This is a genomic window from Pseudogulbenkiania subflava DSM 22618, assembly GCF_900177275.1.
Classification (GTDB): Bacteria; Pseudomonadota; Gammaproteobacteria; order Burkholderiales; family Chromobacteriaceae; genus Pseudogulbenkiania; species Pseudogulbenkiania subflava.
The window spans coordinates 195,688-219,178 of sequence record NZ_FXAG01000001.1 but is presented as its reverse complement, the minus strand read 5'-3'; the positions used below and the strand labels follow the sequence as shown (position 1 = coordinate 219,178).

General features: G+C 65.7%; 23 protein-coding genes. 11 read left to right on the top strand and 12 right to left on the bottom strand.

Going from position 1 to position 23,491, the window contains the following annotated elements; all coding sequences use genetic code 11:
* The first annotated feature begins 318 nt into the window (after positions 1–318).
* From pgl to pgi, 4 genes are read left to right on the top strand one after another with little or no spacing between them, the layout of a single operon-like run.
* The gene (gene pgl / locus B9N72_RS01040) at positions 319–996 is read left to right on the top strand and encodes a 6-phosphogluconolactonase (protein ID WP_085274598.1); all 678 of its coding nucleotides are present in this window, start codon (positions 319–321) and stop codon (positions 994–996) included.
* Positions 977–1,960: a glucokinase gene (locus B9N72_RS01035; RefSeq protein ID WP_085274597.1), complete on the top strand. Its 984-nt coding sequence runs from the start codon at positions 977–979 to the stop codon at positions 1,958–1,960. The genes pgl and B9N72_RS01035 overlap by 20 nt, the downstream gene beginning before the upstream one ends.
* On the top strand, positions 1,953–2,804 hold the full coding sequence (gene hexR, locus B9N72_RS01030) for a transcriptional regulator HexR (RefSeq protein WP_085274596.1): 852 nt from the start codon (positions 1,953–1,955) through the stop codon (positions 2,802–2,804). Before B9N72_RS01035 ends, hexR begins: the two co-directional genes overlap by 8 nt.
* Positions 2,805–2,814: 10 nt before the next feature.
* Entirely contained in the window at positions 2,815–4,464 is a 1,650-nt protein-coding gene (gene pgi / locus B9N72_RS01025) for a glucose-6-phosphate isomerase (protein WP_085274595.1), read from the top strand.
* Positions 4,465–4,729: 265 nt separating this feature from the next.
* Here the strand turns inward: pgi and B9N72_RS01020 are convergent, their stop codons facing one another.
* Together B9N72_RS01020 and B9N72_RS01015 are read right to left on the bottom strand one after the other, a co-directional pair.
* A complete protein-coding gene (locus B9N72_RS01020; protein ID WP_085274594.1) occupies positions 4,730–5,053 on the bottom strand; it encodes an MGMT family protein in 324 nt (107 codons plus the stop codon).
* Positions 5,053–5,703, bottom strand: coding sequence for an MBL fold metallo-hydrolase (locus B9N72_RS01015; protein WP_085274593.1), 651 nt, complete (start codon positions 5,701–5,703; stop codon positions 5,053–5,055). The genes B9N72_RS01020 and B9N72_RS01015 overlap by 1 nt, the downstream gene beginning before the upstream one ends.
* A gap of 178 nt (positions 5,704–5,881) precedes the next feature.
* Between B9N72_RS01015 and siaA the strand changes: the two genes are divergently transcribed.
* The 4 genes from siaA to siaD are packed head-to-tail and all read left to right on the top strand — an operon-like array spanning position 5,882 to position 9,650.
* Positions 5,882–7,906: a biofilm regulation protein phosphatase SiaA gene (gene siaA / locus B9N72_RS01010; protein WP_085274592.1), complete on the top strand. Its 2,025-nt coding sequence runs from the start codon at positions 5,882–5,884 to the stop codon at positions 7,904–7,906.
* Between the two features lie 9 nt (positions 7,907–7,915).
* Positions 7,916–8,458: a biofilm regulation protein kinase SiaB gene (siaB, locus tag B9N72_RS01005; RefSeq protein ID WP_085274591.1), complete on the top strand. Its 543-nt coding sequence runs from the start codon at positions 7,916–7,918 to the stop codon at positions 8,456–8,458.
* Positions 8,459–8,468: 10 nt separating this feature from the next.
* Positions 8,469–8,846, top strand: a complete 378-nt coding sequence (siaC, locus tag B9N72_RS01000) for a biofilm regulation phosphoprotein SiaC (protein WP_085274590.1) — start codon at positions 8,469–8,471, stop codon at positions 8,844–8,846.
* 15 nt (positions 8,847–8,861) lie between these two features.
* The gene (gene siaD, locus B9N72_RS00995; protein ID WP_085274589.1) at positions 8,862–9,650 is read left to right on the top strand and encodes a biofilm regulation diguanylate cyclase SiaD; all 789 of its coding nucleotides are present in this window, start codon (positions 8,862–8,864) and stop codon (positions 9,648–9,650) included.
* Positions 9,651–10,045: 395 nt separating this feature from the next.
* On the opposite strand, the gene B9N72_RS00990 is transcribed toward siaD, so the two are convergent.
* The 7 genes from B9N72_RS00990 to B9N72_RS00960 all read right to left on the bottom strand — a co-directional run bounded on the left by B9N72_RS00990 (position 10,046) and on the right by B9N72_RS00960 (position 17,503).
* Complete coding sequence (locus B9N72_RS00990) at positions 10,046–11,008, bottom strand: PA2778 family cysteine peptidase (RefSeq protein WP_085274588.1); 963 nt, start codon at positions 11,006–11,008, stop codon at positions 10,046–10,048.
* A gap of 3 nt (positions 11,009–11,011) precedes the next feature.
* Positions 11,012–11,407, bottom strand: a complete 396-nt coding sequence (locus B9N72_RS00985) for a PA2779 family protein (protein WP_085274587.1) — start codon at positions 11,405–11,407, stop codon at positions 11,012–11,014.
* Positions 11,408–11,601: 194 nt separating this feature from the next.
* Complete coding sequence (locus tag B9N72_RS00980; protein ID WP_085274586.1) at positions 11,602–12,846, bottom strand: maltoporin; 1,245 nt, start codon at positions 12,844–12,846, stop codon at positions 11,602–11,604.
* A 349-nt stretch (positions 12,847–13,195) separates the two neighbouring features.
* A complete protein-coding gene (locus tag B9N72_RS00975) occupies positions 13,196–13,480 on the bottom strand; it encodes a GIY-YIG nuclease family protein (protein WP_085274585.1) in 285 nt (94 codons plus the stop codon).
* A gap of 168 nt (positions 13,481–13,648) precedes the next feature.
* Complete coding sequence (ccsB, locus tag B9N72_RS00970) at positions 13,649–14,791, bottom strand: c-type cytochrome biogenesis protein CcsB (protein ID WP_085274584.1); 1,143 nt, start codon at positions 14,789–14,791, stop codon at positions 13,649–13,651.
* Positions 14,791–16,815, bottom strand: coding sequence for a cytochrome c biogenesis protein ResB (locus tag B9N72_RS00965; RefSeq protein WP_085274583.1), 2,025 nt, complete (start codon positions 16,813–16,815; stop codon positions 14,791–14,793). Before B9N72_RS00965 ends, ccsB begins: the two co-directional genes overlap by 1 nt.
* 70 nt (positions 16,816–16,885) lie before the next feature.
* A complete protein-coding gene (locus B9N72_RS00960) occupies positions 16,886–17,503 on the bottom strand; it encodes a c-type cytochrome (RefSeq protein ID WP_085274582.1) in 618 nt (205 codons plus the stop codon).
* A 92-nt stretch (positions 17,504–17,595) separates the two neighbouring features.
* Between B9N72_RS00960 and yihA the strand changes: the two genes are divergently transcribed.
* Positions 17,596–18,219, top strand: coding sequence for a ribosome biogenesis GTP-binding protein YihA/YsxC (gene yihA / locus B9N72_RS00955; protein WP_085274581.1), 624 nt, complete (start codon positions 17,596–17,598; stop codon positions 18,217–18,219).
* Between the two features lie 210 nt (positions 18,220–18,429).
* Here the strand turns inward: yihA and B9N72_RS00950 are convergent, their stop codons facing one another.
* From B9N72_RS00950 to B9N72_RS00940, 3 genes are read right to left on the bottom strand one after another with little or no spacing between them, the layout of a single operon-like run.
* Positions 18,430–19,305: a septal ring lytic transglycosylase RlpA family protein gene (locus B9N72_RS00950; protein WP_085274580.1), complete on the bottom strand. Its 876-nt coding sequence runs from the start codon at positions 19,303–19,305 to the stop codon at positions 18,430–18,432.
* 37 nt (positions 19,306–19,342) lie between these two features.
* Complete coding sequence (gene trmL, locus B9N72_RS00945) at positions 19,343–19,807, bottom strand: tRNA (uridine(34)/cytosine(34)/5-carboxymethylaminomethyluridine(34)-2'-O)-methyltransferase TrmL (protein ID WP_085274579.1); 465 nt, start codon at positions 19,805–19,807, stop codon at positions 19,343–19,345.
* Between the two features lie 39 nt (positions 19,808–19,846).
* Positions 19,847–20,557: a ComF family protein gene (locus B9N72_RS00940; protein ID WP_085274578.1), complete on the bottom strand. Its 711-nt coding sequence runs from the start codon at positions 20,555–20,557 to the stop codon at positions 19,847–19,849.
* Positions 20,558–20,956: 399 nt separating this feature from the next.
* Between B9N72_RS00940 and bioB the strand changes: the two genes are divergently transcribed.
* Complete coding sequence (gene bioB, locus B9N72_RS00930; RefSeq protein ID WP_085274703.1) at positions 20,957–21,940, top strand: biotin synthase BioB; 984 nt, start codon at positions 20,957–20,959, stop codon at positions 21,938–21,940.
* Between the two features lie 84 nt (positions 21,941–22,024).
* Positions 22,025–23,173: an 8-amino-7-oxononanoate synthase gene (bioF, locus tag B9N72_RS00925; protein ID WP_085274577.1), complete on the top strand. Its 1,149-nt coding sequence runs from the start codon at positions 22,025–22,027 to the stop codon at positions 23,171–23,173.
* Positions 23,174–23,491 lie beyond the last annotated feature (318 nt).

Genomic DNA, 23,491 nt, shown 5'->3' with positions numbered 1-23,491 from the left:
TGCGCCTTCGCATCTTGAGCGCCGGCAGTGCTCGGAATCCTCATGGACCATGTGTCCATTCCGGTTCCTGTGCGCTGGCGGCACTCAACCTGCCTTGGCTCGCTCACCTACTGGGATAGACTTTAAGAAGTTGCCAGCTATTTAGAGCCGCTAACAAAACCCAGTGCAACGGTCTTGGCTAGGCGCGTGTCCGCAGAAAACGAGGCGTAGCCGAAGTTTCTGCGAAGCTACATGCAAGTAGTACGGCAAGGCCGCGCAACAACGCCAAGAGGGTTTTGTTAGCGGTTATTAAAGAGTGAAATAAAGAAGAGACGACACATGCAATGGTTTGAATTCGACTCCGCGCCTGCCGCCGCCGCCGCGTTGGCCGAGGCGGTGAGCAGTGCGCTGGCTACGGTGATCCGCGAACGTGGCGAAGCGGTGCTGGCGGTGTCCGGCGGACGCTCGCCGGTCGCCTTCCTGCAACGCCTGGCCCAAAGCGACCTCGACTGGTCGCGCCTGACGGTGACCCTGGTGGACGAGCGCCTGGTGCCGGAAGACCACGCCGACAGCAACGCCGCGCTGGTGCGCCAGCACCTCCTGACCGGAGCCGCCTCCGCCGCACGCTTCCTGCCGCTGGCCATCGTGCCCGCCGACGCTACCGCCAGCCTGGCTGCCGCGCGCGCCGCTTACCGCCAGCCCGACGTCACCGTCCTCGGCATGGGCGACGACGGCCACACCGCCTCGCTGTTCCCGGATGCCGCGGAACTTGCCGCCGGCCTTGCCCTGCCTTCGGACGAACGGCTGATCGCGGTCACCCCGCCGGCCGCGCCGCACCAGCGCCTCAGCATGACGCTGGCCGCGCTGCTGGCCTCCGGTCGGCTGTTCCTGGCGATCCAGGGTGAGACCAAGCGCCGGGTCTTCGAACAAGCGCGGCAGGCCGTCGACGACGCGCTGCCGATCAGTCATGTCCTGCACCACACGGAGGTACCGCTCGATGTTTACTGGGCGTCCTGATAGCTTTCCCTGGCTGGTCGCCGATATCGGCGGCACCAATGCCCGTTTCGCGCTCTACACCGGCGGCGCCGAACCGGAACAGATCAAGGTCCTGGCCTGCGCCGACTACCCGACGCTGGAAGCGGCGGTGCGCGCCTACCTCGCCGACACCGGCGCCACGGTGCGTCATGCCTCCATCGGCATCGCCAACCCGGTCACCGGCGACTGGGTGCAGATGACCAACCACCACTGGGCGTTCTCGATCGAGGCCACGCGCCAGGCGCTGGCGCTGGACTCGTTCCTGGTGATCAACGACTGGGCGGCGATGGCGCTGGCGCTGCCGCACCTGCCGGCCGATGCGCTGATCAAGGTCGGTGGTGGCGAGGCCGTGCCCGGCGCGCCGTGTGCGCTGATCGGCCCCGGCACCGGACTCGGCGTCTCGGCGCTGGTGCCGCACGCCCACGGTGCCACCCCGGTGCCGGGCGAGGGCGGCCACGTCAGCTTCGCCCCGTTCGACGAGCGCGAGGCGCAAATCTGGCACTTCGCGCGCGCGCGCTACGGCCACGTCTCGGCCGAGCGCCTGCTGTCCGGCCCCGGCCTGGTGCTGATCTATCAGGCGCTGGCCGCGCTGGCGGGCGAGGAAGCCGAAGACCTGCGCGCCGCCGACATCTCCGCCCGCGCCCTGTCCGGCGAGTGTCCGCGCTGCCGTGAGACCCTGGACGCCTTCTGTGCCATGCTCGGCACCGCGGCGGCCAACCTTACCCTGACCCTGGGTGCGCGCGGCGGCGTCTACCTCGGCGGCGGCATCGTGCTGCGCCTGCTCGACTACTTCCAGAGCTCGCCGTTCCGCGCCCGTTTCGAAGACAAGGGGCGCTTCTCGGGCTATCTCGCCGCGGTGCCGGTGTATATCATGACGCACGCCATGCCGGCGCTGTTGGGCGCCACCGCGGCGCTGGCCGCGCACCTGGAGGAGCAGCATGCTTGAACGAATCCGCAATCAGCTGGGCAGCCTGTCGGCGGCCGAACGCAAGGTCGCCGACCTGGTCCTGGAACAGCCCTATACCATGATGCAGGCGGCGGTGGCTGACATCGCCGCCAGCGCCGGGGTGAGCCAGCCTACGGTGATCCGCTTCTGCCGCTCCATGGGGTGTACCGGCCTGCCGGATTTCAAGCTCAAGCTGGCGGGCAGCCTGGTCACCGGCGTGCCCTATGTGCATTCCAGCGTGCGACCGGAGGACCCCACCTCCGAGATCGCCGCCAAGGTGTTCGACAACACCGTGTCGGCGCTGATCAAGTGCCGCAACGACGTCAACCCGGTAGCGGTCAACACCGCGCTCGATCTCCTGGCCAATGCCAACCGCATCGAGTTCTACGGCCTGGGCAACTCCGGCATCATCGCCGCCGACGCCCAGCACAAATTCTTCCGCTTCGGCATTCCCACCGTCGCCTACGCCGACACCCACACCCAGATCATGGCGGCCTCGGTGCTGGGCGAGGGCGACGTGCTGGTGGCCATCTCCAACTCCGGCCGCACCGTCGAGCTGCTTGACGCGGTCGAGGTGGCGCTCCACGCCGGCGCCAAGGTGGTGGCGATCACCGCCAGCGGCTCGCCGCTGGCGAAGCAGGCCACGGTGACGCTGGTGGCCGACGCCCCGGAAGACACCGAGACCTACAGCCCGATGATCTCGCGCATCGTGCACCTGGTGCTGATCGACATCCTCGCTGTCGGCGTGGCGCTGCGGCGCGGGCCGGGCGTGATCGACCAACTGGAAAAAACCAAGCTGAGCCTGCGTCCGAAACGGCAGGGCAGCCGGCACGAAGACTACTGAGGGGGATGGCATGAGCGAACTGACCCGACTGCCCGCCTGGCAACAGCTGTGGGAGCACTTTGCCGAAGCGAAGCAGCTGCACATGCGCGAGCTGTTCGAGAGCGACCCGGAACGCGCCGAACGCTACGCGCTGGAAGTGGGCGGGCTGTTGCTCGACTACTCCAAGAACCGCCTCACCGACGACACCCTGCAACTGTTGATGCAGCTGGCGCGCGAAGCCGGCCTGCCGGCGCGTATCAAGGCCATGTTCAAGGGCGAGAAGCTCAACGTCACCGAGAGCCGCGCCGTGCTGCACGTGGCGCTGCGCAACCGCACCAATGCGCCGATCCTGGTCGACGGCGACGACGTCATGCCCAAGGTCAACCGCGTGCTGGAGCGCATGGGGCGCTTCGCCCACGCCGTGCGCTCGGGCGAATGGCTGGGCTACACCAACCAGCCGATCACCGACATCGTCAACATCGGCATCGGCGGCTCCGACCTGGGCCCCCTCATGGTGTGCAGCGCGCTGCGCCCGTACGCCCACCCGCGCATGAACATGCACTTCGTCTCCAACGTCGACGGCGCCCAGCTCAAGGAAACGCTCAAGCGCGTGCACCCCGAGACCACGCTGTTCGTGATCGAGTCGAAGACCTTCACCACGCAGGAAACCCTGACCAACGCGCTGACCGCGCGCGACTGGTTCGTCCAGCGCGCGCGCGACGAGAAGGCGGTCGCCAAGCACTTCGTCGCGGTGTCGACCAACCAGCAGGCGGTGGCCGACTTCGGCATCGACCCGGCTAACATGTTCGAATTCTGGGACTGGGTGGGCGGACGTTACAGCCTGTGGTCGGCGATCGGCCTGCCGATCATGCTCTACCTCGGCGAAGAGAACTTCGTCGAGCTCTTGAACGGCGCGCACCTGATGGACCAGCACTTCCGCAACGCACCGCTGGAAGCCAACATGCCGGTGCTGTTGGCGATGATCGGGGTGTGGTACATCAACTTCTACGGCGGCGGCTCGCACGTCATCGCCCCGTACGACCAGTACCTGCACCGCCTGCCGGCCTTCATCCAGCAGCTCGACATGGAGTCCAACGGCAAGCAGGTGATGCTCGACGGCAATCCGGTCGATTTCGAAACGGCGCCGATCATCTGGGGCGAGACCGGCATCAACGGCCAGCACGCCTTCTTCCAGCTGTTGCACCAGGGCACGCACATCTCGCCGATCGACCTGATCGCCTCGCTGGAGAACCGCTCCAGCCTGCCCGGCCACCACGAGATCCTGCTCGCCAACGTGTTCGCCCAGGCCGAGGCCTTCATGCGCGGCAAGACGGCGGACGAGGTGCGCGAAGAACTCACCGCGCAGGGTGTGACGGGCGAGGCGCTGGAAAAGCTGGTGCCGCACAAGGTGTTCGGCGGCAACCGCCCCACCAACACCCTGCTCATGAGCCGCCTCGATCCGCGCAACCTGGGCTCGCTGATCGCGCTCTACGAGCACAAGATCTTCGTGCAGGGCGTGATCTGGCACATCAACAGCTTCGACCAGTGGGGGGTGGAGCTGGGCAAGCAGCTCGCCAAGACCATCCACGCCGAGCTCTCCGGCAAGAGCGGCCCGGCGCCGCACGACAGCTCCACGGCGCGGCTGATTGCGGCGTACAAGCAGGCCAACGGGCGTAACTGACCGCCTATCCCATTAGGTGGCTGCGCCTGCGCATCTTGAGCGCCGGCAATGCGCGGAATCCTCATGGACTCCGTGTCCATTCCGGTCCCTGTGCGTTGGCGGCACTCAACCTGCTTTGGCTCGCTCACCTACTGAGATAGGCTCCAAGCCTTACCTGTGTAGGTTGGGCAGAACATCGTGAAGCCCAACAACACGTTGCCCCTAGCACAAACGCCACCATCAACACGGTGGCGTTTTGCTTTTCAGAGGTTGGCCGAAGCCGGGGTCAGTCCTGCTCGTCCGCCGTCGGCCAGCCATAGCGCTTAAGATCGACGCGGCCGGACGCCGTCAGTTCGACCCCCTCGTATTCCAGCAGCAGGCGCTGCTGGTCGGCACCCGGCGTGCCGGGGCGGGCGATGCGGCCGCCGGCACCCACCACGCGCTGCCACGGCGCGCTGACGCCGTCCGGCAGATGGCCGAGCAGGTGCCCGACGTGGCGGGAGTGGCGCGGCCAGCCGGCCAGTTCGGCCAAGGTGCCGTAGGTACTGACGCGGCCTGGCGGGATGCGCGCCACCAGCGCCAGCACCGCGCGTGCGAACTCCGGCGGCATCAGCGGTAGCGCGCGTCGGCGACGAAGGGGTTGTGGCGCTTCTCATCGCCGATGGTGGTGTAAGGGCCGTGGCCCGGCACCACCACGGTCTCGTCCGGCAGCACGAACAGCTTGCCGCGGATGGCATCGATCAGCTGCTGATGGTTGCCGCGCGGGAAGTCGGTGCGCCCGATCGAGCCCTGGAACAGCACGTCGCCGGCGATCAACAGGCCGGCCGCCGGGCTGTAGAACACCACGTGGCCGGGGGTGTGGCCCGGGCAGTGCAGCACCTCCAGCGTTTCCTCGCCGAGCGTCACGGTATCGCCTTCCTCCAGCCAGCGGTCGGGCGTCACCGCCTCGGCCGGCGGGAAGCCGAACATCTGCCCCTGGTTCGGCAACTGATCGAGCCAGAAGCTCTCCTCGCGCTGCGGCCCTTCCACCGGCACGCCGAGCCGGCGCGCCAGCGGCATGGTGGCCCCGGCGTGGTCGATGTGGCCGTGGGTCAGCAGGATCTTGACCACCTTGAGGTCGCGCGCCGCCACCTCGGCCAGGATACGTTCGATGTCGCCGCCCGGATCGACGATGGCGGCGTTCAGGGTAACGTCGCACCACAACAGCGAGCAGTTCTGGGCGAACGGGGTGACGGGAACGGTGTGCAGTTTCAGGCTCATGGGTGGGCGGTGATGACGTCAAATGGCAATGATGCATTGTGCCATGGCGTCAAGTAGCAGGGTACCGGCCCGGGTGACATGTCATACCAATTGTGCATGACGCCGGATAGCACCCTGGCGTAACATGCGGCATTGGCCGTCGACGATGCTGTGACGGTAATCTGCGGAGTAGTGTCACTTGAGCTTGAGATGGAAATCGGCGCTGGCGCTGGCCGCGTTGTTCGCCGTGCTGTTGGTGCTGGCGCTGTTTGCCGGCAACCTGGCGGTGCATTCGATCCGCCAGCATTACGGCGCCGCCTTCGCGCGCGACCATGCCCTGCTGCAAAAGCAGACCCTGGTGACCCAGTTGTCGCGCGAGCTGGCGCTGTCGCAGCGCCTGGCCGGGCTGGAAGCCACGCGCGACTGGCTGCGCGACGAGCAGGACTCGGCCAAGCGCCGGGCCTTCTTCCGTGAGGCCGAGAATTTCCGCGAGGCCTTTGCCGACCATTCCTTTTCCGTCATCGCCGACCGCTCGCTCAACTACTATTTCAGCGACGACAAGCAGGCGGCCAACGCCGCCGAGCCGCGCTACCGCCTCAAACCGAACGACGCCGAGGACGGCTGGTACTTCGCCACGCGCCAGAACGTGCGCGACTACGCGCTCAACGTCAACGTGGACGGCAAGGTGCGCGTCACCAAGGTGTGGTTCAACGTGATGATCCGCGACGGCGACGAGGTGCTCGGCATGGCCGGCACCGGCCTCGACCTGTCGCGCTTCCTGCGCGACCTGGTGGCCTCGCACCAGCGCGGCGTCAGCAACATCATCGTCAACGGCCAGGGGGTGATCCAGGCGCATCCGGACGCCCGCCTGATCCAGTACGCTTCCGTCTCCTCCCTGAATTCCGCCAAGACCGTGTACCGGTTGATCCGCACCGAGGAGCAGCCCGGCCTGGCCGGCGCCCTGGCCGCGCTCAAGGCCACGCCGGAGGGCACCCAGACCGCCAGCGTCACGCTGCAAGGCCAGCCGCGGCTGCTGGGCATTTCGTACATCCCCCAGCTCGACTGGTACGTGATCAGCGCGGTCGACCTCTCCACCGCCGCGGTGCTGGACGAACGCCTGCTGGCCACGCTGGCGGCAGGCGGCCTCGTGGTGTTGCTGGCACTGGGGCTGCTGGTCATCTTCGGCCTCGACCGCCTGGTGCTGAACCCGCTGGCGCGCCTGCACCGCTCGGTCGCCCAGCTCTCCGCCGGCGACTACCACATCGAACTGCGTTCGCGCCGCGACGACGAACTGGGCGACCTGACGCGCGCCTTCAACCACATGGCGGGTGAGATTCGCGTCCACACCGAGAAGCTGGAACAGCGCATCGAGGAGCGCACGCGCGATCTGGCCCAGGCCAACGAACAGGTGCTGCAGGCGCACCGTGCGATGCAGGACAGCATCCGCTACGCCAGCCTGATCCAGAACGCCATCCTGCCGCACGGCCCGCTCAGCGAACTGTTGGGCGAGCAGCACTTCCTGCTGTGGAAGCCGCGCGACGTGGTCGGCGGCGACTTCTTCGTGTGCCGTACCGGCCCCGGCCGCTGCCTCTTGGGCGTGGTCGATTGTGCCGGTCACGGCGTGCCCGGCGCTTTCATGACCATGATCGCGCAGACCGCCTTCGACGTCGCCGTGAGCGAACTCGGCCTCGCCGACCCGGCGGCGCTGCTGGAACGCATGGATCAGGTGGTGCGCGCCATGCTGCGCCACGAAACCGGGGCGCGCCATCTTGCCACCAGCATGGACGCCGGGTTGTGCGCGGTCGACCTGATCAACAACACGTTGACGTTTGCCGGGGCACGGCTGTCGCTGCACTGGAGCGACGGCGCGCAGGTCGGCGAGGTGGCCGGCGAGCGCGGCGGTATCGCCGACCGCAAGCCGACGCCGTTCCGCAACCACGTCATGACGCTGCGCCCGGAGGTCAGTTACTACCTCACCACCGACGGTTTCCTCGACCAGTCCGGCGGCGACAAGGGCTTCGGTTTCGGCCGGCGCCGCTTCGCCGAGCTGCTGCGCCACCACGCCCAGCTGCCGGTGGCCGAGCAGCACGAGGCGTTCCAGCAGTGCCTGGCCGAGTATCAGGGCGAGCGCGCCCAGCGCGACGACATCACGGTGCTGGGGTTCCGTTTCGGTCGGCAGGGTGAGGCCGATCAGCCCGCGTCGCCGGGCGATTACGACAGATAAGGAGAGTCCATGGAGCAGGTCGATGTACTATCGCTGAGGGCAGCCTTCATCCAGCAGGGCATCATGCTGTGTTTCAACGGCCCGTTCTCGGCAATGTTGATCGAAGAGATCGGCCAGGCCCTGCGCAAGCACATGCAGGGCTTGCAGGAATCGCAGTCGGCGGTGACCGACGTGTTTTCGGTGTACATCGAGCTGACCCAGAACATCCGCCATTACACCGCCCTGCGCGGCCTGGAGGGGGCCGACGCGCACGCCACGCTGATCGTGTCGCGCTCGGAGGACGGCCGCTACGTGGTCAGCGCCGGCAACGTGGTGCTGCCCGCCGACGGCGACGCGCTGGTGGAGCGCATCGCGGCGCTGGCGCGGCTCGACAAGGCCGGGCTCAAGGCCGAGTACAAGAACCAGCTGCGCCAGCCGCGCGATCCGTCCGCCAAGACCGGCGCCGGGCTCGGCCTGATCGACCTGGCGCGCCGCGCCTACGAGCCGCTGCAGGGCTCGCTCACCGCACTGGATGGCGGTTTGGCTTTTTTCAGTTTACGCGTAGTGATTTGACGAGGTTGACATGCAAGATCTGATCGTCGAGGGGACCGGTTCGATTCCGGCCATCCGGGCAGACTGGGAAGCAGGATGTGTGGTGATGAAAGGTGACTCCTACCCGGAAAACGCCTTCGAACTGTACCAGCCGGTCATCGACTGGATCGAGGCCTTCCTGGCACGCGAGGACCGCCCGCTGCGGCTGCAGCTGCAACTGCTCTACCTCAATACCAGCAGCATCCGCGCCATGATGGACATGCTCGACCAATTGCAGGGCGCATTCGACGGCGGCCGCACGGTCGGCGTCGAATGGCGCTACGAGCGCGAGAACGAACGGGTGGCCGAACTGGCCGAGGAGTTCCGCGAGGACTACACCTTCCCGTTCGATATCCTCGCCCACGACTGAACCCGCGGAGCCGCGATGAAACAGCACGAGGAGCTGGAAAGCCGCATCGAAACCCTGCTGGCAGACCCGGCCTACGCCGGCCATCCGCTGCACGAGGCGCTCGCCTCGCTCTTCGAGTGCTATCGCGAGCAGACCCGGCAGATCGAGCGGGTGAGTCGCATCGCCGACCGCTACCAGGATGCCGAGCGTGACCGTGGCCTGAGCTACGCCGCGCGCTATCAGCGTCAGCTACGCCAGGTCGAGAAGATCGTGCGCATCAGCGACCGCTATCAGAACATGCTGCGCGACATGAACCAGCGCCTGCACTGGCTGTCGAGCCGCGACGAGCTGACCGGCCTACCCAACCGCCGCCATGCGTTGGTCCGCCTGCGCGAGGAATTGCAGCGGCTTGGCCGCAGTGGCGGCCAGTTCTGTCTGACGCTGGCCGACGTCGACCACTTCAAGAGCATCAACGATGGCTACGGCCACGACGTGGGCGACCGCGTGCTGGCGGCCATCGCCCATGGCCTGTCCGAAGGGGTGCGCGACTACGATGTCTGTGCGCGCTGGGGCGGCGAAGAGTTCCTGCTGCTGTTCCCGCATTCCAGCATCGAGGAAGTGCAGAGCGTGCTGGGGCGTCTGCGGCGCCAGGTGGCGGTCCAGAGTGGTGAGCTGTTGCCGGCCGGCGCTGCCGGACTGACGCTGTCGTTCGGGCTCACCCTCTGCAGGGACGCCGCCGAACCGCTCGACGCCATCCTGCAGCGCGCCGACCAGGCGCTGTACCAGGCCAAGGGGCAAGGGCGGGATTGCGTCGTCATCGGCTAAGAACCTGTTCCCGATCAGTCGCGAGCAGCCCTCAGCGGGGTGAAGAGCAGCGCAGGAACCGGAATGGTCTGGAGTACATGAGGATTCCTGATCGCAGAGCACATGCGCCCCGATCAGGGAGGCGCAGCAAGATCGGGAACAGGTTCTAAGCGCCCCGCATCAGCGGCTGCCCCCGTCCATTTCGGGCACCGGCGCACGGCGTGCCTTCTCGCACCGGGCCACCCCCGCTTCCAGCTGTTTAGATTTACCTTGTGATCGATCGGCACGCCGGGATTGGCCCGGTAATGCGGCGCCCTCCGGGACGCCGTGCCCCTTCCGGCTCCGGTCGTCCCCAACCTTCTTAAGGCCCGCTTGCCGGGCGATTCTCGACGTCTGGACCCGCTCCGGCAGTCGTCCTAGCGCACGCCAGGCTTGGCCGCCTTCTTCTCGATCTCCTGCAAGGTGGCGCGTGCTGTCTCCTGCCACGGCCCGCCCAGCGCCAGCGCCCGTTCGGCGTGGCGGCGTGCCTGTTCCAGCTCGCCCTGATCGGCCAGCACCACGGCCAGATTGTTGTGCGCGGCGGCGTTGTCCGGCTGCGCCGCCAGCGCCTGTTCCAGCGCGCGGCGCGCGGCGGGCAGGTCATGCATGGCGTAGGCGGTGTTGCCCAGGCCGATCGCAAGCATCGGGTTGTTCGGCCAACGTTTGAGCGCCGAGGCATAGCCGCTGCGCGCATCGGCGCGCGTGGCGAGACGGTCGAACGCCACCAGCGCCGCCGTCGTGCCGGCCTCGTCGGCGCTGACCGGCAGCGTGTCCGGCGGCAACACGGCCACCGCCCAGTGCTCGCTGCGCGCCCAGGTGTTCTCGAAGGCGGTCAGACTCATCAGTTGGCGCCGGAAGGTGCCGGAGCGCAGCACCATCTCGTCATGCTCCAGGTTGTAGCCCACCACCACCGCGTAGTGCCACGACGGCCACCACGACAGTCCCAGATTCTGCATCACCAGCACCGGGTGGCCGGCGCGCACCTCGTCGAGCAGCGCGTCCAGCCGTGGCGGCAGCACGGTCGCCACCCGGCCGTGGCGGCGCGCCGCCGCCAGCATCTCGATCTGCAGGCTGCCCTGACGTGCCGGCACGTAGACCTGGTTGGTCAGCTCGTCTGGCGCCACCGTCTTGCCGGACGCCGTCAGCACCGTGGCCAGCGCCGCCGGGCCGCACTGGTACTCCTCCTGCGGGAAGAACGGCGTGTCGGCGAGCTCGATCTGGCGCGGCAGGTCGGTGCGCGCCAGTTGCTGCCGCGCCACCGGGGTGGCGCAGGCGGAGAGCAGCAGCACGGCCGCCAGGAGCAGGCCACGCCACGGCGGAATCGACCAAGAGCGCGCCATCGTTTAGCGGATGGAGCGGGTGAACGGGAAGATCTTGGTGAGGCCGAGGATGTCGGTCAGGAGCAGCACGAAGAACACCAATAGCACGGCGCCGACGATGTCGCCGCCGGCCGGAGCCTTGGCGGCTTTCTCCGCCAGCAGCGCGGCGTCCTTGTCGCTCAAGGCGGCGATGCGTTCGCGGGCCTGCTCCGGCGACACGCCCTGGCGTTCCAGCTCGGCGACGACGTCGGCGCGGCTGAGGGTTTCCAGGATGCGGGCGCGGTTGGCGTCGCCGGCACTGGTGGCAGCCTGATTGAGCTGTTCCACGCCGATCATTGCCGCCTGGGCGGATTGGGTGATGCCGACGAAACCGATCGACAAGGCCAGCGAGGTGGCGATAAAGGTTTTGCGTGCGAGCATGGTGTGTCCTTTGCAGATGTGGGGCGACAAAGGTGAGAGCGGGGGCAGGCCGGATAAGTTCTTTAACAGATATGCACGCGGGGAGAGGAAGTCAACCCGGGCACTCCGCCGGGCTGTTCGATCCGTCAAATGAAAACCGCCCCGGGGCACGAGGCATCCCGGGGCGGTTGCGCGGCGTCAGGCCGGTCGGCGGCTTACCACCAGCTTTCCACCTGCAGGCCGACGGTGGAGCCGTGGCGGCGTGAGCCGAACACGCCGCTGCTCGACAGCGGGTCGTTGGCGTTGTCGCCGGCGGCATCCTGGGCGGCCTGGTTCCACTGCGCGTAGGTGTAGAACAGGCGCAGCTCCGGGCGGCTCCAGAACGACTTGCCCATGGCCAGGGTCGGCGCGATGGTGAACTTGGTCAGGGTGCGGGTCGGGCCGCTGGCCGGCTGTACCCGGTCATGACCCAGCTCGGTCACCAGCTTGAAGTGCTCGGTGAAGGCGTAGCTCGGGCGAATGCCGAACGACATCCACTTCTGCGTGCCGCTGTCGGTGCGATCTTGCTGGTACAGCCCCACCAGCTGGCCGCCGAAGTTCGGCGTGGCTTGCCAGTCGAAGGCGTCCAGCACGCGCCAGCTCTTGTCGCTGCTGTCGTTGGTGATCGGGCCGACGGTGCCGGACAGGCTGGTGCCGCTGCCGGTGCCGTACTGCAGCGCGAGCTTGTTCTTGCCGCCCAGCACGCCGCTCTGGACGTGCTGCACGGTGTACGCCCAGCCGCTGTGCGGGTCGACCTTCTGGCCGTTGATGTCCACCTTGCCGGACGGGTCCATGTAGCTCACGCCGAGTTGCAGCTCGCCGCCGGGGTTGACGTCGATGCCCGACAGTTGCAGGTCGTGGCGGTTGGAGTCGTACTGCTGGAAGATGCCGTCGTTGCGGAAGAAGGCGTAGCTCAGCTTGAGCTTGTCGCCGATGGCGAAGTTCTCCAGACCGGCGCCGAGACCGCTCGGGTTCCAGTAGAAGAAGTCATTGATGTGCACGTCGTTACGACGGTAGAAGATGCGGCCGGCCCACAGGCGCGCGCCCGGCAGGCCGGGAATGTTGGTCAACTGCAGGTAGGACTGCGGCAGGCGGATGCTGCCGTTGTTGCCCTCGCTGTTGTGGAAGGTCGGGGTGCGGTCGTTTTCGTTGTACAGGCTGACCATGGCCAGGCCTGACAGTTTCATGCCGCTGTCGAACTGGACCAGATCCTGCTCGCCGGTCAGTTCGCTGTAGATTTCGCATTCGTTGCCCAGACGGTACTTGCTCTGGGCGCCCGCCAGCTTGAAGCAGGCCTGGCTGTCGCCATCGCTGCTGCCGACGCCGGCGCGTACGTATCCGTGAAAATCGAAGGCCTGCGCCGGGGCGAGGGCGCCGGCCAGCAGGGCTGCGCCTAGCAGGCTTGCCGAGATGTGCTTCATGATGTCTCCTGATTGTAGTTTTGCTACTTATTGTGTGGTGCTTCACCCCTCCCGGCTCTGATGGCCGGTGCGTTGCCGTGGGGTGGTCCGTCATCGCGGCGAGGTGATGCGTCCCCGTGGTGCGATGAGATCCGGTGCTTAGGCGGATTTCAGCGCGGCCGTCCTCGGTGGCGGGTCTTTGCCACGGTGCGGAATGCCACCGTCGCGATCGTGCCACGGCGGGGCACCGAGGTGTGTTGGATCATGACAAAACTTTATGTTGTCGCAAAATTACATTGTAAGAAATTGTAAGGAAATGTCGTTTTTCTTCCACGCCCGGCAGGGGCGGGGAGTGCGACGAGGGGGGAAATCAGCAGGGGAGGTGGTCCGGCGTGGCGTCGGCTGGGGTGCCGTGCGCCGCGCACAGGGCGCGCTTTTGTGCCGCGGTGAGCTGCTTGACGGCGTATTCGGCCTTGAGCGCGGCCGACTTGTCGTCGAATGCCAGCACCAGGGCGATGCGTTCGGGAGGATGCAAGCGGGTGTAGCGCGCGCCCTTGCCGGCGGCGTGCGCGGCGTAGCGTCGCGCCACGTCGGTGGTGATGCCGGTGTAGAGACTGCCGCCGCGGCATTGCAGCATGTAGAGAAACCAGCTCATTCGGGGTTGCCAGGACAAGACTCCGCTACGCTAGCGCAGCGTGGCGTTTTGGCCAAGCGCTTGGGCCGCCCGTCGCGCCCATCGCTCACACGACAACGCCCGGCACGGGGCCGGGCGTCGGGGGAGAGGAATGGCCGCGGCGGGAGGGCTTCGGCCAACCTTCAAAGATTACAGCGTGCCGTAGGAGTGCAGGCCGGACAGGAACATGTTGACGCCGAGGAAGGCGAAGCTGGTGACGAACACCCCGATCACCGCCCACCACGCCAGCGGCGTGCCGCGCCAGCCCTTGACCAGACGCACGTGCAGCCAGGCGGCGTAGTTGAGCCAGACGATCAGCGCCCAGGTCTCTTTCGGGTCCCAGCTCCAGTAGCCGCCCCAGGCATCGGCGGCCCACATCGCCCCCAGGATGGTGGCGATGGTGAAGAACAGGAAGCCGACCGCGATCGCCTTGTACATCACCTCGTCCAGCATCTCCGCCGAGGGCAGCTTGTCCTTCAGCCAGCCGTAGCGCACCAAGAGCTGGGCGATGCCGAGCATGGCGGCGATCGAGAACGAGCCGTAGCCGACAAAGTTGGCCGGCACGTGGATCTTCATCCACCACGATTGCAGCGCCGGGATCAGCGGCTGGATCTCGTGTGCCTGGCGGTCGAAGGTGTACCACAGGATGAAGCCCACGGCGGCCGAAATCACCAGCAGCACGAAGGCGCCCATCTGGCGCGCGGCGAACTTGGCCTCGTAGTACAGGTACATCAGCGCGGTGATCAGGCAGAACAGCACGAACACTTCGTACAGGTTCGATACCGGGATGTGGCCGATATCGCTGCCGATCAGGTAGCTCTCGTACCAGCGCGTCAGCATGCCGGCAAAGCCCAGCACGGCCGCGCTCCAGGTCAGCCCGCTGCCCATGCGGCCGAGCAGCGCCGAGCGTGTCAGGAGGCCCATCCAGTACACCGCGGTGGCGAGGAAGAACAACGTGCACATCCACATGATGGCGGACTGGCTCGACAGCACGAAGCGCAGCCAGAACGCGCTCTGGCCGCGCGCCAGGTCGCCCTGGTAGAGCTGGATCGCCAACAGCGCGATGGCGCCGGCGAGCGGCAGGAACAGGCGCCAGGCCTTCCAGAACCAGCCCAGCGCGATCAGGCCGACAGTGCTGCCGGCCAGGATGCCCTGCTCGTAGACGTCCATGTAGGCGCCGTAACGGTAGTAGGTGACCCCGGCCGCCACCACCAGCAGCGCGGCGAACAGCCAGTCCGCCAGGTTCAGCCGCTGCCACAGCGGCCGTTCGTCAAAGGAATAAGCGAGTTCCATCAGGCACCCCGTACAAGCTGTTGAATGGCGTCGCGGTGACGCCGGAAATCCTCGTCCAGATCGCGGTTGTGACGATTGGAGGTCATCGCCAGCCGCACCCGGCCATTGCCCAGCCTAATCCACAGTCGCACTTCGCGGATATAGAACATCAGTACGATACCGATCACCAGCATCAGCGAGCCCAGGTAGACCAGCGTCTTGCCGGGCGAGCGCGTCATCTGCAGACCGGAAGCTTGGACCTGGGTAAAGCCGTCGAGTTGCAGGAACACCGGCACACCATAGTCGTTGAGGCTGCTCGCCGCCACCAGGCTGTCGAGCAGGAAGCGGTAGTGGCGGCCGTCCTGCGTCAGCGGCTTGGCGCCGGCGCGTTCGTTGGCCACCGCCATCACGTCCACCACCGCCCCCTGCAGGATCTTGATATAGGTCTGCGCCACCGCCTGGCGCTTGTCCGCCGGCACGCGCTGGTCCAGGAACTGCTCCAGCGCGCTGAAGCCGCCTTCGCCGAAGCGCGCCAGAATCCACTTCACGCTCTCCTCGAACTGCTGGCGCATCGCCGGGCTGATCGCCGATCCCTGCATCGCCTTGGCGGTGCTGCGCCGCGCGATCTCGTCGTACAGCGCCGGGTTCTTCAGCGCCGCCCTGAGGCGCATGAAGGTGTCGATCTTCAGGTCGTCGTCGAGCGGGAGGCGCAGGTACTGGAACGGCTCCGCCACCGTCTTGCGCATGCCGGCGATCAGGTAGCTGGCACCGTCCTGCTCGATCGGGGACATGTAGTGGTGGTACTCGCGCGCCTGGCCCTGCTCGTCGCGCAGCTTGAAGGTGATCGACGGGCCGACGTTCTTCAGGTTCTTGTCGCGTTTCACCTCGCGCGCGTCGTGCATGCGCTCAGTCAGCGACTTGGCGCCCTCGGCCTTGCTGCGCTCCATGTTCTCGATGTTGAACTGGCGGAATTCGCCGAACTCCAGCTGGTACGCCTTGCCGTTGGCGCGCAGCGGTTGCGAACTCAGCGACACGCCCTCGATCTTGGCCGGCGCCATTTCGGGCGACGCCAGGTTCCACGCCTTGAAGTTGAGCGGCGAACCGCCGTCGCCGAAGCTGGCCTGGTAGATCGCCACGCCGTCGACGATGAGCGGGTGGTTCACTTTCACCGTGGCCGGCGTCTCCTTGCCGGTGGCCTTGTCGGTCACCACGATGTCGCTGGCGAACAGCTTGGGCATGCCGTTGCTGTAGTAGTCGACGTGGAATTTCTTCAGCGTGACGATGAACGGCAACTCCTGCACCAGGTAGCCGTTGCCGGAGTTGATGAACACCACGTCGGCGCTCTTGTTCTCGGCCACCGTGACGTTGCCGCGGAACGACAAGTTGCGGGTGGAGAGCCGGCTCTGCTCCGGAATCTGCGATTGCGGCAGGTCGCGCGTTTCCGGCACCACCCGGCCGAACAGCTCGCCCAGTTTCAGCGGCAGGTTGCCGTCCAGCAGGCCGCCCAGGCAGATCACCACCATGGCGATATGGGCGAAGAAGTAGCCCAGCTTGTTGGCGGCGCCCTTCTTGGCGGCCAGCACCAGGGTGCCGTCGTCGCGGCGGTGCTGGCGCAGGCGGAAGCCCTTGGCCGCGAGGTAGCCTTGCAGTTGCTCCGGCGAGGCGTTGGCCGCCTCGAACTCCTCGCTGTGCTGCATGGCGGCCAGCGAGCTGTCGGTGGCCTTCTCGCGGAACGCCTTCATGTCCTTGATGAAGCCGGGGCCGTTGCGCAGGATGCACAGGCTGGTGGAGATCACCAGGAAGGCCAGGATGGTCAGGAACCAGGCCGAATGGTAGACGTCGTACAGGCCCAGCCAATCGAAGGCGACGAACCAGAACTGGCCGAATTCGAAGGCGTAGTTGGGGTAGGGCTCGTTCTGCTTGAGCACGGTGCCGATCACCGAGGCGATGGCGATGATGGTCAACAGCCCGATGGCAAAACGCATCGAGCTCAACAGCTCGTACAGGGAATAACTAAAGCTGGCGTGGCGGCTTGGTTTTTTCATGGGTTTCACATACAAAAAGGGAAGCCGTCAAGGCTTCCCTTTTGAGTAAGGCATGAGGCGGAAGTTGCGCTTAGCGCAGGCCGGAGATGTAGTCGGCCACTGCCTTCATCTCGGCATCGCTCATACGGGAAGCCACGTCCGACATGGTCGGATGCTGGCGGTCGGTGCCGGCCTTGAAATCGTTCAGCTGCTTGAGGATGTAGCCGGCGTGCTGGCTGCCTACGCGCGGGAACTGGTCCGGCATGCCGGCGCCGTTCGGGGCGTGACAGGCCATACAGGCCGGAACGCCGGTGACCGGGTTGCCGACGCGGTACACTTTCTTGCCCAGCGCCTGCAGGCTCTTGTCCGCCGCTTCGCGCGGCTTGATCTTCTGCTGGCTGAAGTAGGCGGTGACGTTCCACATGTCGTCGTCGGACAGCGGCGCCGCCATGCCCATCATGATGGGGTTCTTGCGGGTGCCGGCCTTGAACGCCTTGAGCTGACTGTACAGATACTTCTGGTGCTGACCGGCCAGCGTCGGGTTGGCCGAAGCCACGCTGTTGCCGTCCGCGCCGTGGCAGGCGGCACATACCTGATCGACGATCTGCTTGCCCTTGACCGGGTCGCCCTTGCCTACCGGGGCGGCGGCGGCCAGTGCACTACCGGCCAGGGTCATGGCAGCCAGCGCCAACAGCATCTTGCGTTTCATGGTCGCTCCTCAGAGAGAGATTTCGTAAATATCTGTAAAAGTGGCAATTTCAAACCTGTTATTCTATACCAACTGCTTACACCGTTACTACTATGACGATTTTCCAGAACGCGCGCTTTTATACAACCGTCAACCACCTGAAGGATTTGCCGCCCACTCGCGCCGAGGTGGCCTTCGTGGGGCGTTCCAACGCCGGCAAGTCGAGCGCCATCAATACCCTGGCCAATCGTACCCGTCTGGCATTCGTTTCCAAGACCCCGGGGCGGACCCAGCACATCAATTTCTTCGACTTGGGCGAAGAGCGCTATCTCGTCGACCTGCCGGGCTACGGCTACGCCGAAGTGCCGGAGGCGGTGCGCACGCATTGGGTCGCCTTGCTGGGGCGTTACCTGCAGACCCGGCAGAGCCTGGTCGGCCTGATCATGATCATGGACAGCCGTCACCCGCTGAAGGAACTCGACTGGAAGATGCTGGAGTTCTTCCGCGAGACCGGCCGGCCGGTGCATATCCTGCTGTCGAAAAGCGACAAATTATCGCGGATGGAACAGCAGAAAACCTTGGCCTCGGTCAAAAAAGCGTTGGCCGACTACCCGGCGGTGAGCATCCAGCTGTTCTCGAGCCTGAAGAAGACCGGCGGCGAGACGGTGGAAGAGGTGGTGGAGCGCTGGTTCGATGCCTACCTGGCACAGGGGCAGGACGAGATGCCGTCGGCGTGACGGAACTTTGCCCTGGGTGGCAAGCCTAACCGGCAGGTGATCTCACCTCCCGCTTGCCTCCCTGAGCGGGTGCCTTTTGCTGACACTAAAGGCTGTTTACCCCGGCACCCAGGTGCCGGGGTTTTTTATTGCCGGCACCCGGCCGGGGACGCCAGGCAAACAAAAAGGCAGGGCGGGCGCCCTGCCTTCGGATCGGTTTCCCGCGCGGTGTCAGATGCCGCCGCTGATCACCGTGCTCTCCACGTTCAGCGCTTCGGCCACGGTACGGGCGGCCTTCTGCGAGCGGAACGGTCCCAACTGCACGGTGTAGCGGCCGTTGCGGTTGACGATGCCGAGCTTGGCATCGTTCTTGGCGTCCAGTTCCTTCTCGATCTTGCTCATGCGTGCCTCGGCCTGGGCCAGGCGGCTGTAGCTGCCCAGTTTCAGGTAGCTGTCGTCGCCGCTGGCCTTGAGCGCACGGCTCGGTGCGGTGGCGGCGGCGGTATCGTCATTACCATCCGGCCATACGCGTTCCACCTTGATCGGTGCGCTGCCCTGATGCACGAAGCCCAGCTTGTAGGCGGCGGCGTAGGACAGGTCCATCAGGCGCCCCCTGTGGAACGGGCCGCGATCGTTGATGCGCACGATCACCGCCTTGCCGTTCTTCAGGTTGGTGACCCGGGCGTAGCTCGGGATCGGCAACGTCGGATGGGCCGCGGTCATGGCGTACATGTCGTAGGGCTCCCCCGAGGTGGTATGGCGGCCATGGAACTGCTTGCCGTACCACGAGGCGCGCCCCTGAGCCTCATAAGGCTTGTCGCTGGTGTCCGGGTGGAAGCTCATACCCAGCGCCGAGTAGGGCAGGTTGGCCGCCTTGATCAGCGGCTCGTCCTGCGGCACGGCATCGGGTACCAGAGCCAGGTTGGCCGGAATGCGGTCGGCCGGACCATCTTGTTGGAAGTACTTGCCGGTGTTGCTGGCAAGCGGCTTTTTGGTCGAGCGGATCGACGCTTGTTGACTGGTTGCGCTGGCGTTTCTGACGGTGGAGCAGGCCACCAGCGCGAGACTAATAAACACTAGCCACAGCCATCGGAATACAGGTTTCATTAGACCTCCCTATGCTGTTGGGCCAACAGGTGAACGCTCAGCTTCCTCCCGCAAAATCGTTCTGCCGCCACGCTTCGAACACCATGACGGCGACCGCGTTGGACAGATTCATGCTGCGTGACTCGGGTTGCATCGGCAGGCGGACACGACGGTCGGCTGGAAATGAATCCAGGACTTCCTGCGGCAGGCCACGCGATTCGGGGCCGAACAACACTACATCTCCGGGTCGGAAAGCTGTCTGGTCATGCCGCGTCGCTCCCTTGGTGGTGGCCGCGAAGATTCGGCGGCCGGAGAGGGCGGTGCGGCAGGCTTCCCAATTCTCGTGGACGACCAGGCGAGCGTACTCGTGGTAGTCGAGACCGGCGCGACGCAACTTGGCGTCGTCCAGTGGGAAACCCAACGGTTTGACCAGGTGCAGTTCACAGCCGGTGTTGGCACATAATCGAATCACATTGCCCGTGTTGGGCGGTATTTCCGGCTGAAAGAGAACAACTGTGAACATCGTTGGCAGGCGGATTGTTCCAAGGAATCAAAAAGTTGGTCAAGTTTTTAGGCTGATTGCCCGTGCCAGCACCCAGGCTTCGACCCGTTTCGCCCCCTGTTTTTTGAGGGTGGCGGCGAGCGCGGAGAGGGTGGCGCCGGAGGTCGCCACGTCATCGACGATGGCGATGCAAAGCCCGTCCAAGCAGCGTTTTACGCCAAATGCATGTTTCATGTTGCGGTGCCGTTCGGCACGGTCAAGCGTGGTCTGACTGCGAGTGTTGTATTTTCGCCAACACAGGTTGGCGTCAAACCGTGCTTGCATTGTAGCAGCGAGTGCTTGTGCCAGCTCGTGACTTTGGTTGAAACCGCGTGCGGCAAGTCGTTCTTTTGCCAGTGGAACGGGTACGATCAGGTCGATGGCAGGGGCGGAAAGCGGGGCTTTTTCGGCCAGCAGACGGCCCAGCGCACCGGCCATTTCCAGCCGTTTTCCGTACTTGAAGGCGTGAATCAGGCCGTCCAGGGGGTAGTCAAAACGGTAGGAAACGTGTAGCGCGTCGAAGGCCGGCGGATGGCGCTGACACGCCCCGCACAGACTGCCGGCGGCGACCGGTTCGGCGCAGTGCGGGCAGCGTTCCGCCGGCAGGCGCGGCAGGCTGGCGTGACACGGCGGGCACAGGCCGTGGTGTGTGCCGGGGGTGCCGCATAGCAGGCAGGGTTGATTAAAAAATAATCTATTGTCAATTAATCGGCCAAAAAGGTTTGACAGCATGGCGACCCCGCGACAAGATGCGTTCAACAAAAATCTAGGGCGTGTCATCCATTGTTTCCCATCCCCCGCGCCGGAGCCTGTTTTTACGCGCGGCAAGGCACGAGGCGCGATGTTTGGTTATTCCAAACAAGTGCCGAGAAACGCCGCGGCGCGTAAAAACAGGCCCGGCCCGAAGGGGGGCGCCGCGAAAACGGTTATGCGGCGTTGCCGGCCTTGGCAAGGGGGGCGCCATTGCCTGCGCCTTGCCTGACCGCTTTCGCGGCAGCAACGCGGAGGGGGAAACAATGGATGACACGCCCTGGTGATCTTCACCCTATGTCAGCCGCCGCCGGGCGGGAAGAGAGCGCGGTCGATCGCGCTTCCCCGCCGACGCCGTGCCGGCGCTACGGAATAGAGCCCATGCAACCGTCTACCATCGCATTCCAACGCCCAGCCACCCCGCATCCCGAGTCCGCTACCTGGACCGTGGACGAAATCGAGGCGCTGCTGGCACTGCCGTTCATGGAACTGGTGTTCCGTGCTGCCGAAATCCACCGCCAGTTCTTCGATCCGACCAAGGTCCAGCTCTCCACCCTGGTGTCGATCAAGACCGGCGGCTGTCCCGAGGACTGCGGCTACTGTCCGCAGTCGGTGCATCACGATACCCCGGTGGAAAACCAGCCGATGATGACGGTGGACGAGGTGGTCGAGGCCGCGCGCCTGGCCAAGCAGAACGGCGCCGGCCGTTTCTGCATGGGGGCTGCCTGGCGGGGTCCGAAGGACGCCGATCTGGACAAGACGCTGGATATGGTGAAACGGGTCAAGGCGCTGGGTCTGGAAACCTGTGCCACTTTCGGCCTGTTGAAGGATGGCCAGGCGGAAAAGCTCAAGGACGCCGGCCTCGACTACTACAACCATAATCTGGATACCGCGCCGGAGAAGTACGGCGACATCATCCAGACGCGCGAGTACGAAGATCGTCTGGACACGCTGGGCAAGGTGCGCGGCGCCGGCTTGTCGGTATGCTGCGGCGGCATCGTCGGCATGAACGAGACCCGTACCGACCGGGCCGGGCTGATCGCCCAGCTGGCCAACCTCGCACCGCAGCCGGAGTCGGTCCCGGTCAACAATCTGGTCAAGGTGACCGGCACGCCGCTGGACGGCGCCGAGCCGCTGGACTGGACCGAATTCGTGCGCACCATCGCGGTGGCGCGCATCACCATGCCGAAGAGCTACGTGCGTCTGTCGGCGGGCCGGCGCGAGATGCCGGAGGCGATGCAGGCGCTGTGCTTCATGGCGGGCGCCAATTCCATCTTCTATGGTGACAAGCTGTTGACCACCGGCAACCCGGATGTCGACGCCGACCGTGCGCTGATGGAGAAGCTGGACCTCACTCCGCTCTAAGCCGTTCTTCCCATGCACAACGTTGGCCGAAGCCGTGCGGATCAGATGCCGCCGCCTTCGGCCATGCCTTTATATGGAGTTGCCATGCAGCCACAGCAACTGTCCGCCGCCCTGGCGGAACTGGACGCCAGCCACAGCCGGCGGACCCGACTCATGCTGGAGAGCCCACAGGGGCCGCTGATCCATGTCGACGGACGCGATTACCTGGCGTTTGCCAGCAACGATTACCTGGGGCTGGCCAATCACCCGGCGCTGATCGAGGCGACCCGTGAAGGTCTCGCGCGCTGGGGGCTGGGCGGCGGCGCCTCGCACCTGGTCGCCGGACATTTCGGTGCGCACCAGCAGGCCGAGAACGAACTCGCCGCCTTCGTCGGCACCCCGGCCGCGTTGCTGTTCGGCTCCGGCTACGCCGCCAACCTGGCGGTGATCACCAGCCTCATGGGGCGCGATGACGCCGTGTTCGCCGACCGGCTCAACCACGCCTCGCTGAACGATGCCTGCCTGCTGTCCCGCGCTGCCTTCAAACGCTTCCGCCACAACGATCTCGACCATCTGGAAAGCCTGCTCAAGAGCACGCCGGCCAAGAGCCGGCTGATCGCGGTCGACGCGGTGTACAGCATGGACGGCGACGAGGCGCCGCTGGCCGAGCTGCTGACGTTGGCCGAGCGCTACGACGCCTGGCTGTATCTGGACGACGCGCACGGCTTCGGTGTGTTCGGCGACGGTCGCGGCAGCATGGCGGAGCAGGGTATCGCCGGGGAGCGGGTGATCTACATGGCCACGCTAGGCAAGGCCGCCGGCGTCGCGGGCGCTTTCGTCGCCGGGTCGGCGGAGCTGATCGACTGGCTGGTCAACAAGGCGCGTACCTATATCTTCACCACCGCCCAGCCGCCGGCATTGGCCGAGGCGGTACGGACCAGTCTGGGGCTGATTGCCGGCGAGCCGTGGCGACGCGAGCGACTCGCACAGCATATAGAAATGCTACGGCATACCCTTTCTGGCGTTAAATATCCATTACACGCTTCCCGCAGTCCGATCCAGCCGCTTATGATAGGCGGCAACGAGCAGGTCATGACATTATCCGCCCGGTTGCGCGAGGCAGGTCTGTGGGTGCCGGCGATCCGCCCGCCCACCGTGCCGGAAGGGAGCGCCCGATTGCGGATTTCGCTGTCGGCCGCGCACGAGGCCGGACAGGTGCAACGTCTGGCTGAGGCCATCGTCGCCATGTCATGAGGTTTTAGAGCCTGTTCAAGGTCTTTTTGCGACGGCGGCCGGGCACTGCCGGATGCAGCGCTAGAAGAGAGTCCCTCCGCAGTGTCATTCACTGCCAGGGACGAACGACAACGCGATGCGCCGGCAGTACTCGGCCCCGAAGGGATGGCCCGGTAAACGGCCCTCTGCGGTGTTGGACGGCTTGACCTTAGAATGACTAAGGCCTGCGCCGTCCGCCTAGCAGCTGACCATTTGCCGGGGCAGCGCAGCCGGAAAAAGACCCTGAACAGGCTCTCTAGGGGGCACCTGCCGTGTTTTGCCGGATATCCCGGCCGATAC

Bases quoted from the DNA above. Each gene is read 5' to 3' on its own strand.
- hexR (WP_085274596.1), top strand. From the start codon at position 1,953: ATGCTTGAACGAATCCGCAATCAGCTGGGCAGCCTGTCGGCGGCCGAA.
- B9N72_RS00940 (WP_085274578.1), bottom strand. From the start codon at position 20,557: ATGCTGTCAAACCTTTTTGGCCGATTAATTGACAATAGATTATTTTTT.
- ccsB (WP_085274584.1), bottom strand. From the start codon at position 14,791: ATGGAACTCGCTTATTCCTTTGACGAACGGCCGCTGTGGCAGCGGCTG.
- pgl (WP_085274598.1), top strand. From the start codon at position 319: ATGCAATGGTTTGAATTCGACTCCGCGCCTGCCGCCGCCGCCGCGTTG.
- B9N72_RS00965 (WP_085274583.1), bottom strand. From the start codon at position 16,815: ATGAAAAAACCAAGCCGCCACGCCAGCTTTAGTTATTCCCTGTACGAG.
- B9N72_RS00980 (WP_085274586.1), bottom strand. From the start codon at position 12,846: ATGAAGCACATCTCGGCAAGCCTGCTAGGCGCAGCCCTGCTGGCCGGC.
- B9N72_RS00985 (WP_085274587.1), bottom strand. From the start codon at position 11,407: ATGCTCGCACGCAAAACCTTTATCGCCACCTCGCTGGCCTTGTCGATC.
- B9N72_RS00960 (WP_085274582.1), bottom strand. From the start codon at position 17,503: ATGAAACGCAAGATGCTGTTGGCGCTGGCTGCCATGACCCTGGCCGGT.
- trmL (WP_085274579.1), bottom strand. From the start codon at position 19,807: ATGTTCACAGTTGTTCTCTTTCAGCCGGAAATACCGCCCAACACGGGC.
- pgi (WP_085274595.1), top strand. From the start codon at position 2,815: ATGAGCGAACTGACCCGACTGCCCGCCTGGCAACAGCTGTGGGAGCAC.
- yihA (WP_085274581.1), top strand. From the start codon at position 17,596: ATGACGATTTTCCAGAACGCGCGCTTTTATACAACCGTCAACCACCTG.
- B9N72_RS00950 (WP_085274580.1), bottom strand. From the start codon at position 19,305: ATGAAACCTGTATTCCGATGGCTGTGGCTAGTGTTTATTAGTCTCGCG.
- B9N72_RS01020 (WP_085274594.1), bottom strand. From the start codon at position 5,053: ATGCCGCCGGAGTTCGCACGCGCGGTGCTGGCGCTGGTGGCGCGCATC.
- siaB (WP_085274591.1), top strand. From the start codon at position 7,916: ATGGAGCAGGTCGATGTACTATCGCTGAGGGCAGCCTTCATCCAGCAG.
- siaD (WP_085274589.1), top strand. From the start codon at position 8,862: ATGAAACAGCACGAGGAGCTGGAAAGCCGCATCGAAACCCTGCTGGCA.
- B9N72_RS00975 (WP_085274585.1), bottom strand. From the start codon at position 13,480: ATGAGCTGGTTTCTCTACATGCTGCAATGCCGCGGCGGCAGTCTCTAC.
- B9N72_RS01015 (WP_085274593.1), bottom strand. From the start codon at position 5,703: ATGAGCCTGAAACTGCACACCGTTCCCGTCACCCCGTTCGCCCAGAAC.
- B9N72_RS01035 (WP_085274597.1), top strand. From the start codon at position 977: ATGTTTACTGGGCGTCCTGATAGCTTTCCCTGGCTGGTCGCCGATATC.
- B9N72_RS00990 (WP_085274588.1), bottom strand. From the start codon at position 11,008: ATGGCGCGCTCTTGGTCGATTCCGCCGTGGCGTGGCCTGCTCCTGGCG.
- bioB (WP_085274703.1), top strand. From the start codon at position 20,957: ATGCAACCGTCTACCATCGCATTCCAACGCCCAGCCACCCCGCATCCC.
- siaC (WP_085274590.1), top strand. From the start codon at position 8,469: ATGCAAGATCTGATCGTCGAGGGGACCGGTTCGATTCCGGCCATCCGG.
- bioF (WP_085274577.1), top strand. From the start codon at position 22,025: ATGCAGCCACAGCAACTGTCCGCCGCCCTGGCGGAACTGGACGCCAGC.